The organism is Moheibacter sediminis (assembly GCF_900176425.1).
In the GTDB taxonomy this organism is placed as follows: Bacteria; Bacteroidota; Bacteroidia; order Flavobacteriales; family Weeksellaceae; genus Moheibacter; species Moheibacter sediminis.
This window is the reverse complement of sequence record NZ_FWXS01000009.1, coordinates 135,167-150,057: the sequence shown is the minus strand read 5'-3', so window position 1 is coordinate 150,057 and position 14,891 is coordinate 135,167. Positions and strand designations below refer to the sequence as shown.

Genomic DNA, 14,891 nt, shown 5'->3' with positions numbered 1-14,891 from the left:
GCACACTACATCAATTCCAACATCCGCAAAACACGTCCCAGACACTAACCCGACATATCCTGTCCCGACTACTGTTATTTTCATAGATAAAATTTAATTACAGTTTAGCATCTACATTTTCTAAAATACCTTTCACATCGTAAACGACAGCATTTTCTTTCTTTAACGAAGGAAAATCCAAGTCTTTAAATTCTTTGTGTGCTACTCCCAAAACTATTGCATCATATTTTTGTGATGATAATTCAGTTTTGCTATCAATTCCATACTCATGATTTACTTCTTTAGGATTGGCCCACGGGTCATAAGTTGTAACATTTACGCAATAATCCTCTAGCGCAGAGATAACATCTACTATCTTCGTATTTCTCACATCAGGACAATTTTCCTTGAATGTAATGCCTAGCATCAAAATTTCAGCCCCATTTACTTTGATTCCTTTTTTGATCATACATTTTATAATCTGAGAAGCTACATATTCTCCCATAGAATCATTAAGCCTTCTGCCTGCTAGTATAATTTCAGGATGATAGCCGTGTTCTTGTGCTTTTTGTGCCAAATAATAAGGATCGACTCCTATGCAATGACCTCCTACTAATCCGGGTTTAAATGGTAAGAAATTCCATTTTGTTCCAGCGGCTTCCAATACTGCATGGGTATCAATTTCCAATATGTTAAATATTTTCGCCAACTCATTTACAAAAGCAATGTTAATGTCTCTCTGGGAGTTCTCGATTACTTTTGCTGCTTCCGCTACTTTTATTGTAGGGGCCAGATGGGTTCCTGCTGTAATTACAGATTTATATAACTCATCTACTTTCTTTCCGATTTCAGGGGTTGAGCCTGAGGTTACTTTTAGGATCTTTTCTACAGTGTGTTCTTTATCTCCCGGGTTAATTCTTTCAGGGGAATATCCTGCAAAAAAATCTTCGTTAAACTTCAATCCCGAAACCTTCTCTAATACAGGAATACATTCCTCCTCGGTTACTCCAGGATAAACCGTTGATTCATAAACTACAATATCTCCTTTTTTAAGCACTTTGCCTACTGTTTCGCTGGCTTTGTACAAAGGAGTCAAATCTGGACGATTATTTTTATCAACAGGTGTCGGAACGGTGATTATATAATAATTACAATCTGATATTTCATCTAGTTGATTGGTTACATATAAGCCTTTTTCTTCATTTGGTGAATTAACCAAAACGGCTTGAAGGATTGAGTCTTCTACTTCCAGTGTTGAATCTGTACCCGAACGCAGCTCTGCTATTCTATTTGCATTTATATCAAATCCTATCGTGTTGTATCGGGTTCCGAAAAGTCTTGCCAATGGCAATCCTACGTATCCTAATCCAATCAATGCTATCTTTATGTTCATAGTTAATTTATTATCTTAGTGTAATTTTATTTAATTAAGTAAAGTGATTTAAGTTAAAAAAACATATTAGAATTCGGCCATTTCATTTTTTGTGATACAAGTAGTATTTCTATGTGAATAATCGTTGTTTTCATTTGAAATTTAGTGATTTGAAATTTGTTTTTTCGGGTTGATAAGTTTAAATTTCGGCTAATTTACAGCTTTATTTAATATTTCGTATTAACGCCAGTGATAAACAATAATAATTTAAAATGAGAGAATTAAGAATATTTGACATACTACATCAAATTTAGTTTTCGCTCCAAACTACACGTTTTACATAATCAGTATAAGAAAGGATAATTCTCACTACTTTTTCTGAAACATTTGGCATAGAATAATCAGCGACTTTTCTGAAGTTTCTGTTTTCACCTACCTCTTGTCTCAAAACCTGAACCAATCCTTGCAGAATTCTTTCCGGAGAAAGTCCAACCATCATTACGGACGCTTCTTCCATCGCTTCCGGGCGTTCGTGTGCCTGACGAATGTTTAATGCTCTGAAGTTCAATATAGAAGATTCTTCTGAAATCGTTCCGGAATCAGACAAAACTGCATAAGAATGCATCTGTAAAGCATTATAATCGTGAAACCCAAGTGGTTTTAAGAATTGGATTTCTGGACGAACTTCTACTTTTTTAGCATCGATCATATTTCTGGTTCTCGGGTGAGTCGAAACGATGATCGGCATTTTATATTGGTCAGCAATTGCATTCAGGGAATCAATTAATCCCGTGAAATTCTTTTCTGAATTGATGTTTTCTTCTCTGTGTGAGGAAATTACAAAGAATTTTCCTTTTTCTAAATTTAATTTATTCAAAACATCTGAAGCCTCAATTTCAGGCAAATAATGATTCAAAACCTCAAACATCGGTGAACCGGTTTTGATAATTCTGTCTGCAGGCAAACCTTCACGCAGTAAGTATTCACGTGCAATATCACTGTAAGTCAAATTAACGTCAGAAACATGATCTACTATTTTACGGTTGGTTTCTTCCGGTACACGCTGGTCGAAACATCTGTTTCCGGCTTCCATGTGGAAAATCGGGATATGTCTTTTTTTTGCAGGAATCGTACACAAACAGCTATTTGTATCTCCTAAAACCAAAAAAGCATCTGGTTTCAATTCTTCCAGCAAAGGATCAACTTTTATCAAAATATTCCCAACTGTTTCTGCTGCAGTCTTGCCTGCCGCTTCCAAAAAATAATCCGGTTTTCTGATTCCTAAATCTTCAAAGAAAATTTGGTTCAATTCGTAATCGTAATTCTGGCCTGTATGAACAATGACGTGTTCAACCGCATCTGAAGCATCCAATGCTGCCATCACTCTTGACAATCGGATGATCTCAGGGCGCGTTCCGACAACGGTCATTACTTTCAGTTTTTTTATAAGTGGATTGTTATTTGTCATTTGGGTAATATTAATTTTAATTAGAATTTAATTTTTAATTAAACCTCTACAAAATACGTATCTGCATCTTCCGCATTGTACGGTTCGTTAATCCAGAAAATGGTGTACAATTCTTCATCTCCAATGTTTTTGATGTTGTGCGTGTACCAAATTGGCATATCGACATACGCCGGATCCTTTCCATCCAGATAGAAATCCAAAACTTCATCTGTATCGATTTTTCTTAATTGGATCAATGCTTTTCCTTTGATAACCGCAAAACGTTCTATTTTTCTTGTATGGAAATGATTTCCTCTTGTGATGCCCGGAACGGTTGTAGAGAATGAACATTGCCCACCAATTCCCAATCTGATAACTTCCACAAAAGCACCCCGCGGGTCTGTGTGCTGAGTAAATTTTACGGGGTAGTGATTTTTGACATCGAAATAACAACGGAAAGTATTGAATAAATTGTAATCAAATTTTGATTCCAATTGAGGGATTTCTCCACCTTCGAAATACAGTTTTTTATAGTTTTCCAATTTCGCCAAAACTTCCGAAACTTTGTTGACTGAAGTATGTGGCACTTCATATAAATCTTCAGATTTTTCTTCTCTGATTTTGGTTATGATTTCGTTTACCAATTCGCTGACGTAAATCAATTTCACTTCGCCATCATTGTCAATAACAGGCTGTTCGCCATGTGTCAATTTGTAACAGAAGGTTGCAACGAATGAATTGTAATTTGGCAATCCAAATGGTCCGAAAACATTTGGGATAATCATTCCTGAAAATAAACCTCCATTTTCTCTTGTTTGATTTGCAAGGATTTCTCTTCCTTCTTTTTTGGATTTACCATAAAGGTTATCTCTTTCTTCCTGTGATGAAGATGAAAATAAAACGTGTGCCTTGGAATTGGTTCTTTTCAATGAGGCCACCAGATTTTTTGCCAATTTAACATTGGTTTCATAGATGAATTCCTGGCTTTCATGGCGGTTCATCGCCGCAAGATGCACGATAACATCACATTGTGAAACAAATGCATCTAGTTTTTGTTCTGAATCAAAGTAAGATTTATCAAAATCAATTCTTTCAAATTCTTCAGGAGTCAATCCTAAAGTATTGTACAAATGTTTACCTACAAATCCATTTTGGCCTGTAATTCCTACTTTTTTCATTTTTTTTATAGTTAAGCTTTCGCAATCTCAATGTTGTTATTTTTGGTGGAAATAATCCAAACGAAAACGATATTCATCCTGAATTTCACCCAATAAATAATCAGAAAGTACTAACAGTTTTGAGTTTCCTTCAATGGCTTGAATTGCAGTTACAAAACCTGCCGGTACATGGAGGAAATTTAAAGCATCTGTTGTCAATTCGTATTTATCTATCGTTAAATCTTTGGAAGGATTTTGGAAATCGTCGATTTCAATGACCTGAATTTCAAATTTTCCGTTGATACAAGCAAACCAACGCTGTTCTACTTTGTGTCCCTGCCAGCCTCTAATAAATTCTACAGAATTATTTTCTATTGTATAAATCCGTTTGACTTGTGAAGCATCAAAATCGTTGTTGAAAGTAATCGTTCCTCTTTCGTCTGAATGTATTTTCCCTTTTAAAAGCATCATTTAATTTTATACTGCTTCTACTTTTATCCTTTATTACTCTAGTATGGATACTGCATCACATCTTCACCGAAAATCTCTTTACGTATCAGTGGCAAAGTAGAAATTAATTTTTTCAATCCTTCCACACCTTGCTGCTCAGTATTATGTGAATGATAATCTTCTACTCTTGAAATATCTTCTTCACCTTCAGAGATATATTTGGCATAATTTAAATCACGGTTATCTGCAGGAATCCTATAGAAATCACCCATATCTTCCGCTTTCATCATTTCTTCACGCGTACAAAGAGTTTCATATAATTTTTCTCCGTGGCGTGTTCCGATGATCTTTATGGGGACTTCTTTTCCTGTCATTTCAATCAATGCTTTTGCCAAATCTCCTATGGAGCCTGCAGGTGCTTTGTTGACAAATAAATCTCCAGGATTGGCATGTTTAAATGCAAACAGAACTAAGTCTACCGCATCTTCCAATGACATGAAAAATCTCGACATATTTGGGTCTGTTATCGTAATGGGCTCTCCTTTTTGAATTTGGTTTAAAAATAAAGGAATTACCGAACCACGCGATGCCATAACGTTTCCATAACGGGTCAAGCAAACTACTGTGTCTGTAAGATTTCTGGCTTCAGCTACGGCTACTTTTTCCATCATCGCTTTGGAAATACCCATTGCATTGATCGGATAAGCGGCTTTGTCGGTGGACAAGCAAATTACTTTTTGAACTTTGTTTAAAGAGGCTGCACGGATTACATTTTGTGTGCCTTCAACATTGGTCTTCACAGCTTGCATCGGAAAAAATTCACATGAAGGAACTTGTTTCAATGCTGCTGCATGAAATATATAATCTACGCCACGCGTTGCCGGCTCTATACTGTTGTAATCTCTGACATCACCTACATAATATTTGATTTTGGTATTTTTGTAGATGTTGCGCATATCATCTTGTTTTTTCTCGTCTCGGGAAAAAATTCTGATTTCGCTAAAATGGTCAGTGTGTAAAAAACGGTGCAATACTGCTGTTCCAAATGACCCCGTCCCCCCTGTGATGAGTAAAGTTTTATTTTCTAGCATCCTTATCTCTTTAAAAAGTAGTGCGTGTGCACTTTATCACTTTACTATGATATTATTGTTAGCAAAATTAGTATTATATATCGGCATAAGATATGTTCTTGGATTTAATTATTGTACCTATTATAAATTTTCATAATACCATTTTACTGCCTCATGCAATCCCTGAGCCATTGAAAATTCAGGTTGGTATCCCAATAAGTTTTTTGCTTTATCAATAGAGGCAAGTGAATGGGGAACATCCCCTTTCCTGTTGGGACCATATACTACTTCTACTTGCTTAATTCTATCATCATATTCTCCCAGTTCCTTTTTCAACAAGTTAACAAGATCATTTAGTGTAGTTCTTTCTCCGTATGCTACATTATATATTTGGTTTAGTGCCAACTCATTATCAGTACTCAAAGCCAGTAAGTTCATTTGCACCACATTTTCTATATAAGTAAAATCTCTTGAGTACTCTCCATCTCCATTAATAACAGGAGATTCATGTTTCATAAATTGCATTACAAATTTAGGGATGACAGCGGCGTAAGCCCCATTAGGATCCTGCTTTCTACCGAAAACATTAAAATAACGCAGCCCTACAGTATCTAATCCATAAGTTCTTTTAAAATTGTTTGCATACAATTCATTTACATACTTAGTAATTGCATAAGGAGAAAGTGGATTGCCAATGATATTTTCTACTTTCGGCAAGCTTTCAGAATCGCCATATGTTGAGGAACTGGCGGCATATACAAACCTTTTTACGCCTGCGTCTCGCGAAGCTACAAGCATATTTAAAAATCCGGAAACATTAACTGCATTGGATGTTATAGGATCGGCTATCGAGCGCGGAACAGACCCCAACGCTGCCTGATGCAAAACAAAATCAACCCCTTGGACTGCTTTCTCGCAATCAGAAAGGTTTCTAATATCACCTACGATTAATGTGAATTTTGGATGATTGAGGAGATGTTCTATATTTTTTGGTTTGCCTGTCGCAAAGTTATCCAGACAAACTACATGATTGTCAAGTTGTAGCAAAGCATCACAAAGATTAGATCCTATAAAGCCGGCTCCTCCCGTTACTAGCACTATTTTATTTTTAATGTAAGTATTTTTCATCTATTAAATTTACAGAGAGTTTTTTTATTAATTTTTAATCTAGCCAAACTAAACTACTTCTAATAAAATTAGTTTTTTATTTATTCCTAATTTCACTGGTCAGGAAACTGCGTAATTTATATTTGTTTAGGAACAAGAGAGAGTGCATTAATAGTTTTAATTTTGACAAATAGATAATTCGGAATGCTATTTCCGATTATATCATTGATAATTATTTCTTCCATTAATGAAAATTTAGTTAATCTAGTATAGATTTCGGCAAATTTACAATATTATTTTTTACAAAAAGTAAATTGAACTTTAAGAATTAACAATATGTATTGAGTTACCAAAACATAAAAAATCACAACCGTATTAGTTAATAATTTTTCTGATGTAATCGTAATAATCACCTTTTAAGCTTTCCACATTTTTTCCCACAACCTCTTTATCTATGAAGCTTAACCTCATTCCAATTTCTTCCAGACATGCGATTTTTAAAGAAGTTCTTTTTTCAAGGGTTTTTACAAATTCTGTAGCCTCTGCAAGTGATTCATGAGTCCCGGTATCTAGCCAGGCAAAACCTCTGCTCATAACCTGAAGCTTCAAATCTGATTGGGCTAAATAAGTTTGATTAACTGTAGTGATTTCTAATTCGCCTCTTGCTGAAGGTTTGATTTGTTTTGCTATTTCTACCACAGAATTCGGATAAAAATAAAGCCCAACTACTGCATGATTTGATTTAGGTTTCAATGGTTTTTCCTCAATGCTTAACACATTGCCTTCTTTGTCAAATTCAGCTACACCATATCTTTCAGGGTCTTCAACATAATACCCAAATACGACCGCTTTTTTCTCATTTTTTACAGTTTCAACAGAATTTAATAATAAATTTTGCAATCCTGCTCCGTAAAATATATTATCTCCCAGGACTAAACATACATCATCATTTCCAATAAATTCTTCACCGATAATAAATGCCTGCGCCAGTCCGTCTGGGCTTGGCTGTTCTTTATAGCTTAATTTAATTCCGAACTGGGAACCGTCTCCCAAAAGTCTTTTAAAGTTAGGCAAGTCTACTGGAGTAGATATGATTAAAATTTCTTTAATTCCTGCTAACATTAAAACTGATAACGGGTAATAAATCATCGGCTTGTCATAAACCGGTAATAATTGTTTTGAAACTGCTAATGTAAGCGGGTGTAAACGGGTTCCCGAGCCTCCTGCAAGTATAATTCCTTTCATGGTTTATTAATTTGGTTCGTATTGTTTATCGTAATAATTTTGATAATCCCCTGAAGTAACGTTGTCTAACCATTGCTGATTTTCTAAAAACCAATCTATGGTTTTAGACAATCCTTCTTCAAATGTTACGCTCGGGCTCCACCCTAATTCTGAATTGATTTTAGCAGCATCTATTGCGTAGCGTAAATCGTGCCCAGGCCGGTCTTTTACAAATGTGATAAGTTTTTCACTTTCTCCATTTTCACGACCTAGTTTAGCATCCATCTGACGGCAAAGTTCTTTCACCAAATCGATGTTTTGCCATTCATTGAATCCGCCAACATTGTAGTTCTCAAGATTTTTCCCTTCATGAAAAACCAAATCTATCGCGATGGCATGGTCAATTACGTACAGCCAGTCTCGGGTATATTTACCGTTTCCATAGATTGGAAGTGGTTTGTTATTAATTATATTATGGATACAGAGCGGGATTAATTTTTCGGGAAAATGATTGGGACCGTAATTATTGGAACAATTTGTCAAAACAACCGGCAATCCGTAAGTGTCGGCATAAGCTCTCACAAAATGGTCGGAACTTGCTTTGGATGCAGAATAAGGAGAATGTGGGTCGTATGCTGTTTCTTCTGTAAAAAAGCCTTCTTCGCCCAATGTTCCATACACCTCATCTGTAGAAACATGGTGAAAACGTTTCCCTTCGTAATTATCTTTCCAGATTTCTTTTGCGGCGTTCAATAAATTGACGGTTCCGATTACATTTGTCATCACAAACTCCAACGGATTGGTAATCGAACGGTCAACGTGCGATTCAGCGGCTAAATGAATCACCCCATCAGGCTTATACTGATTGAAAATTTCCTGAATTTTATTCTGATTTGTAATATCTGCTTTTACAAATTTATAATTGGAATGGTTCTCAACATCTTTAAGATTTTCTAAATTACCTGCGTAAGTGAGCGCATCTAAATTGATGATGTTGTAGTTAGGATATTTAGTCACAAATTGGCGGACAACATGTGAACCGATGAAACCTGCACCTCCTGTAATTAATATAGTCTTCATTTACAATCTATTATCTACGTTTTCTTTTAAAATTCCTTTCACATCATAAATGATGGCTACTTCTTTTTTTAAATCGTTCATCTCTAACTGTAAAAATTCCTCATGTGCAACTCCTAGAACGATTGAATCATATTTTTTGTCAGGAAGTAATTTCAGACTTTCAACTCCATATTCATGTTTTACTTCTTCTGGATTTGCCCATGGATCATAAACTGTTACAGTTATAGAATATTCTTCCAACGCAGAAATCACATCAACTATTTTTGTGTTTCTTACATCAGGACAATTTTCCTTAAATGTAACTCCTAGCATGAGGATTTCGGAGCCATTGACTTTGATTCCTTTATTAATCATACTCTTTACTATCTGAGAAGCTACATAATCTCCCATAGAATCATTGAGCTTGCGCCCTGCAATAATTATTTCGGGATGATAGCCATGCTCTTGTGCTTTTTGAGCTAGATAATAAGGGTCTACTCCGATACAATGACCACCTACCAATCCCGGTTTAAACGGCAGGAAATTCCATTTGGTTCCAGCTGCCTCTAAAACAGAATGAGTGTCAATGTTTAAAATATTGAAAATTTTTGCCAGTTCATTTACGAATGCGATGTTTATGTCCCTCTGAGAGTTTTCGATAACTTTTGCTGCTTCGGCGACTTTAATGGTTGGTGCCAAATGCGTTCCTGCCGTGATTACAGATCTATACAGTGCGTCAACTTCTTCTCCAATTTCCGGGGTCGAACCTGAGGTTATTTTCAAGATTTTTTCAACTGTATGTTCTTTGTCTCCCGGATTAATTCTTTCAGGAGAATAGCCTGCAAAAAATTCTTCATTAAACCTCAAACCTGAAACTTTTTCAAGTACAGGAATGCATTCTTCTTCAGTAGCGCCCGGATAAACAGTAGATTCATATATGACGACATCTCCTTTTTTCAGAACTTTCGCCACTGTTTCGCTTGCTTTGTATAATGGATTGAGATCGGGTCTATTGTACTTATCTACAGGGGTGGGCACTGTTATAATATAGTAACTACAATCTTTGATTTCATCTAATTGATTTGTAATATACAGACCTTTTTCTTCATTAGGATTGTCTACTAATACAGATTTAAGCACCTCATTTTCAATCTCTAGTGTACTATCCCTTCCTGAACATAATTCTTCAACTCTTTTCTGATTTATGTCGAAACCTATGGTATTGTATTTGGTAGCGAAGAGACGTGCCAAAGGCAAGCCCACATAGCCTAAACCAATTAATGCTATTTTTTTATTCATAAGGCGGTTGTTATTTTGAATTTAGAGTAGTGAGATTTTGTTTCTATAATCCTTTAATGATATATTAAACTCAAGAGTCACTAAACACGTCAAAATATTGGCAAATTTACAGTAATTTATGTATATGGGATAAAAATAACTTAAAGAAACACATTGGAAGCTAATTTGAAACCTCTTTTGCTCAATTTTTTCATATTATAGGAAGAAAAAAAAGCCACTACAATTAAATGTAATGGCTTTTAAGTAAGTGGTGCCTCCAGGAATCGAACCAGGGACACAAGGATTTTCAGTCCTTTGCTCTACCAACTGAGCTAAGGCACCTACTCTTTTGGGATTGCAAATATAAACGCTTTTTTAGTTTCACAAAAATAATTTTTATTTTTTTAAAAAATTAATTTAATACATCCCTTAACAAACTTTAATAGTTCATTAACAACCAAATCCTAATTAGGTTTTTGCAGAATCCAATCTAAGTCATCATATTTGCAACTTGTAATTTTATTTTTTCTATCGAATGAAAAAGATTTTTTGTGGGGCTTTGTTAGCTTTTTGTGGAGTATGGTCTTTTGGACAAGATGTTTCTACTTCTCCTTTCTCCTCGTATGGTGTAGGCGATTTACTTTTCGACAACAATATTGAACAAGCCGGCATGGGTGGGATTTCCGCATTGTCAACCAATCCATATAACTCCAGTGCTAACTTTTCAAATCCCGCAGCCAATCAAGCTTTAAATATAACTAGCTTTGATTTTGGGATCAACACGCGCGCGAGCCAGTTCAAAGATGCCACAAGCACTTCAAAGAAAAGCACAACTTACATTTCTAATATTTCACTTGCATTTCCAATAGGAACAAAAGCACGTGCCGGATTTGGATTTCAACCTTATTCAGCAATTGGATATGAAGTTTCAACCCTTACCCAAAACGATCAAGTTACATACCAAAACTCTTTCAAAGGAGACGGTGGATTAAATTCTGTACACGTTATGGGTTCTTATAACATTACAAATGAGTTCTCATTAGGATTACGTGCCAATTATTTATTTGGTGATTTGGAAAGAGATCAGATCATCTCAACTCAGGGACTTGCGTTAGTCACAGACTACAATTATAAATCAAAAATCAACGGACTTCAATTTACGCTTGGAGGTTATTATTCCAAAAGAGTTGGAACTAACAAAAGATTTGATGCTGGTGCAACTTATACATTAGGTTCAAGTTTAAATGCAAAAATTACTGACATGACCACTACTTATGCAGTAATTGACATGTCGCCGGGAAATATAGACACTATACAATTTAAAAAAGTATATGGTGATTTAAAATTGCCACAATCCGTAACAGTTGCAGCGGCATTCAGAAAAGATTTACATTGGATGATTGGCGCACAGTTGGATTGGGGTGATTGGGCGGCATATAAAATGGATGAAGACGACGATTCTAAAATCGATACTCGTTTCAGAGCATCTGTCGGTGGATATTGGATCCCCGACTTCAACAGCTACAAAAGCTATTTTCAAAGAGTGGTTTACCGTTTAGGTGGATTTTATGAAGCAACTCCTCTTCAGGTTGGTCCCGAAGGAATTAAAAAATACGGTGTAACAGTAGGGTTTGGGTTCCCCGTTGGAAAAGACCGCGATGCTTCCATGTTAAATCTTGCAGTAGAATTGGGACAACAAGGAAATACCGATGCTGGAATTCTCAAAGAAAACTTTGCCAACGTTAAAATTGGATTTACACTTAACGACATCTGGTTCAGAAAACGTGTAATTGATTAATTATAAATCAAATGAGTCTCTTGCGCAATAAAAATCACGTTTCTATCAAAAAGAGATTCATCCCATTTATAATTCTTACTTTTTATTTTGCGGCTTGTAATAGTGTACCTGAAGTTGATTTGACCAAAAGGAAAACCAATTTCCCGGACAGGACATTGATCAATGCACATATTTATTACAAAGATTCAGGAAGAATTGTTTTGGATTTGCGTTCACCTTTGATTGAGGAATATTCCATGATTGACACGCCTTACATGAAATTCCCTAAAGGCTTGGAATTGGATTTCTACAATAAAAAAAGTGACACACCCGGCTATCTAAGAGCTAATTGGGCGACCGCAAGCGAAATGAGAGGTTGGTACGAGGGGCGTGGTGACGTTTTGGTGATCAATGAAAAAGGCGACACTCTGAAAACCCAAAAACTTTTCTGGAATAAAAAAACAAGAAAAATTTTTACACAGGACACTGTATTCCTCATAAGTAAAATGGGAGATTCCTTACAAGCTAACAATGGTCTGGAAGCCACAGATGATTTGAAAGAGTACACACTTTTCAACAATCAGGGAACCAAATATTATGAAGAGAAAGAGTAATCTTTTTCTTGTCAAATTTGTAAAAATTTATTTTTAATTCCCTCATTTTCAAAATTTCTCATTTTTCTCATTTTCAAATTGATTTAATTATTGTATTTTCGCCACCCATAAATTATATTAAAGTACTAACAGAATGGCAATTTTAGCAGAAATTCGTAAGCAGACATGGTTATTGATCGTCGTGATCGGTATCGCAATGGTAGCTTTCTTAGCCGGTGATTTATTCAGTGAAAACTCTGTATTGAAACGCGCTTTTACAGGAGACCCAAATGAAATAGGTAGCGTAAACGGAAACTCTATAACGCTTGGAGAATACGTAAATGCGCAAAACAGACTGAGCAGTCAGGGTGCCTCTATAAACCAGGTCTCTCAACAAGTTTGGAATGCTTTGGTTTCACAAAAATTAATAAAAGAACGTGCTGAAAGTGCAGGTATTACCGCAAGCGATGAAGAAGTTTGGAATTTCATGGCGCAACGCTATGGGATGACAAGCGGTGAAGAATTGAAAACCCAAGTTGGGATGATCAAGACTCAAGCTCAGCAAGGAGCTTCAGGTGCCGCAGAAGCTTATCAAAATTTCTTGGCGGATTTCGAAAATGCACGTCCTGAATTATTGTACCAAAAATACCTTGATTTAGTAATGATGGGTGTGGCTGTTACAAATGAAGAAGCCAAATTACAGCAAATTGGAAATATCCAAAACGCAAACATCGAATACGCATTTATTTCTTATGATGATTTGAAAAAGAAATATAACGTAAAAGTTACTGATGATGAAATCAATGCTTATGTGAAAAAGTATCCTAAAAAATATGAAAAGCAGGCAATGGTTGATTTGAGCTACGTTTACTTCGCAGCTCAACCTTCAAAAGCAGACGAAGATGCAACATTGGCAGGCATCAACAAATTTCTTTCTAAAAGTGTAAACGTTGATCAGGTAAATAATATTACAGATACGATTGAGGCCTTTTCTTCAGCCATAAATGATTCTGTCTATGTTACAAAACATTCTGACCGACCATTTATGTCGCAATATGTAACCAAAAAACAAATCGAAGCTGCAACTCAATTGCCTCAAGAATACAGAGACTTCTTGTTATCAGGACAGGTTGGGCAAGTAGGTGGGCCATTCAAAACAGGAAATGCTTATCAGTTGATTAAAGTTTCTAAAACAAAAGCTATTTCTGATTCAATCAGTTCAAGTCATATTTTGATCAGCTATGCCGGAAGTCAAATTGCACAAAACAATCCTTCTATCACAAGAACGAGAGAACAAGCTAAAGTTTTAGCGGACAGCATTTTCAACATGGCAAAATCAACGCCTGCAAACTTCACGAATTTAGTTTCAACTTATTCAGATGATGCAGGTTCAAAAGCTAAAAACGGAAGCATCGGATGGACAAGCAGAAATGCTCAAAACATAGAACCGCAGTATTTGCAATCAATCGTTGAAGCTCCTAAAGGAAACATCAGCCTGGCGGAATCAAAAGTTGGTTTCCACATCATCCGCGTAGATGAAATAAAAACTGAACCTGGTTATTTGATTGCCAATATTTTCAAAGACATCAAACCTTCACAAGGAACTTCGGACAAAAACCATTCAGATGCAATTAAATTTGCACAGGATGTAACCGGAAAATCTTTGAATGAATTTGCAAACATTGCTCAAAAAAGAAATTTCAATTACAACACAGCAGACAATGTTGAAAGATATTCTCCAATGCCGATTTTAGACCCGGCTTCAGGCATCAGCAACGAAAAAGATGATGAAATCTTGAAATGGGCTTTCAGCAAAAAGACAGAAGTAGGAAATTCTTTCTTGTTTACAACTTCAAACGAAGACCAGATAATAGTTTACCTAAGCGCTAAAACTCCAAAAGGATTGGCCTCAGCAAAATCAGTAAGAGCAGAAATCGAACCAATCATCTTGCAACAAAAACTCGCTGATGAAGTAAATAAAAAATTAGGTGCAAACCCAAGCGTAGATGCTTTCGTGTCTAATTTTGGTGCTCAAAAAGGGACTTCTAACACCACTTTTGGTTCAGCTCAACTGATAGGAAAAGGACAAGAACCCAAAGTAGCTGGTGCGGCTTTTGGCTTGAAACCAAATTCCACTTCTAAAGCTATTGCAGGAAAAGCAGGAGTTTATATCGTGAAAACAATTTCTGTAGATGCAGCCCCGAAAGTGGAAGACGCAACTTTCTTGGTTGATCAGTTAAACAATACCCAATCTCAGAAAGTAGGTCAGCAATTGCTTCCTTCTATGATTGGTGCTGCGAACATCGAAGATTTCAGAGTAGAAAGATTGGACAGATAACAGTCCGGCATTAAATAAAACTAAAAATCCCGAAATATTC

At 35.9% G+C, this 14,891-nt stretch carries 13 protein-coding genes and 1 tRNA gene; 3 read left to right on the top strand and 11 right to left on the bottom strand.

The window, feature by feature from the left end:
- From B8977_RS13055 to B8977_RS13005, 11 genes are all read right to left on the bottom strand, one after another.
- Positions 1-84, bottom strand: an 84-nt coding sequence (locus tag B8977_RS13055) for a hypothetical protein (RefSeq protein ID WP_143736521.1), incomplete at its 3' end; no start/stop codon positions are given.
- Between the two features lie 13 nt (positions 85-97).
- Positions 98-1,372 (bottom strand): nucleotide sugar dehydrogenase, encoded by a 1,275-nt coding sequence (locus B8977_RS13050; protein ID WP_084018233.1) that lies wholly within the window; start codon positions 1,370-1,372, stop codon positions 98-100.
- A gap of 289 nt (positions 1,373-1,661) precedes the next feature.
- Entirely contained in the window at positions 1,662-2,798 is a 1,137-nt protein-coding gene (gene wecB / locus B8977_RS13045; RefSeq protein ID WP_084018269.1) for a non-hydrolyzing UDP-N-acetylglucosamine 2-epimerase, read from the bottom strand.
- A 59-nt stretch (positions 2,799-2,857) separates the two neighbouring features.
- Positions 2,858-3,976, bottom strand: coding sequence for a polysaccharide biosynthesis C-terminal domain-containing protein (locus B8977_RS13040; RefSeq protein WP_084018230.1), 1,119 nt, complete (start codon positions 3,974-3,976; stop codon positions 2,858-2,860).
- Between the two features lie 36 nt (positions 3,977-4,012).
- A complete protein-coding gene (locus B8977_RS13035; RefSeq protein WP_143736519.1) occupies positions 4,013-4,426 on the bottom strand; it encodes a WxcM-like domain-containing protein in 414 nt (137 codons plus the stop codon).
- 38 nt (positions 4,427-4,464) lie between these two features.
- A complete protein-coding gene (locus B8977_RS13030) occupies positions 4,465-5,496 on the bottom strand; it encodes a polysaccharide biosynthesis protein (protein WP_084018223.1) in 1,032 nt (343 codons plus the stop codon).
- Positions 5,497-5,616: 120 nt separating this feature from the next.
- Positions 5,617-6,603: an SDR family oxidoreductase gene (locus B8977_RS13025; RefSeq protein WP_084018220.1), complete on the bottom strand. Its 987-nt coding sequence runs from the start codon at positions 6,601-6,603 to the stop codon at positions 5,617-5,619.
- A gap of 354 nt (positions 6,604-6,957) precedes the next feature.
- The gene (gene rfbA, locus B8977_RS13020; RefSeq protein WP_084018217.1) at positions 6,958-7,827 is read right to left on the bottom strand and encodes a glucose-1-phosphate thymidylyltransferase RfbA; all 870 of its coding nucleotides are present in this window, start codon (positions 7,825-7,827) and stop codon (positions 6,958-6,960) included.
- Between the two features lie 6 nt (positions 7,828-7,833).
- Positions 7,834-8,886: a dTDP-glucose 4,6-dehydratase gene (rfbB, locus tag B8977_RS13015; protein ID WP_084018214.1), complete on the bottom strand. Its 1,053-nt coding sequence runs from the start codon at positions 8,884-8,886 to the stop codon at positions 7,834-7,836.
- Entirely contained in the window at positions 8,887-10,164 is a 1,278-nt protein-coding gene (locus B8977_RS13010; RefSeq protein ID WP_084018211.1) for a nucleotide sugar dehydrogenase, read from the bottom strand. It lies immediately after the preceding gene.
- Between the two features lie 248 nt (positions 10,165-10,412).
- Positions 10,413-10,485 (bottom strand) — tRNA-Phe (locus tag B8977_RS13005).
- Between the two features lie 193 nt (positions 10,486-10,678).
- On the opposite strand from B8977_RS13005, the gene B8977_RS13000 reads away from it, so the two are divergent.
- The 3 genes from B8977_RS13000 (at position 10,679) to B8977_RS12990 (ending at position 14,851) form a co-directional block, all read left to right on the top strand.
- Complete coding sequence (locus B8977_RS13000) at positions 10,679-11,941, top strand: BamG family beta-barrel-assembly machinery protein (RefSeq protein WP_084018208.1); 1,263 nt, start codon at positions 10,679-10,681, stop codon at positions 11,939-11,941.
- An 11-nt stretch (positions 11,942-11,952) separates the two neighbouring features.
- A complete protein-coding gene (gene lptC / locus B8977_RS12995) occupies positions 11,953-12,534 on the top strand; it encodes an LPS export ABC transporter periplasmic protein LptC (protein WP_084018205.1) in 582 nt (193 codons plus the stop codon).
- Positions 12,535-12,667: 133 nt separating this feature from the next.
- Entirely contained in the window at positions 12,668-14,851 is a 2,184-nt protein-coding gene (locus B8977_RS12990; protein ID WP_084018202.1) for a peptidylprolyl isomerase, read from the top strand.
- Positions 14,852-14,891 lie beyond the last annotated feature (40 nt).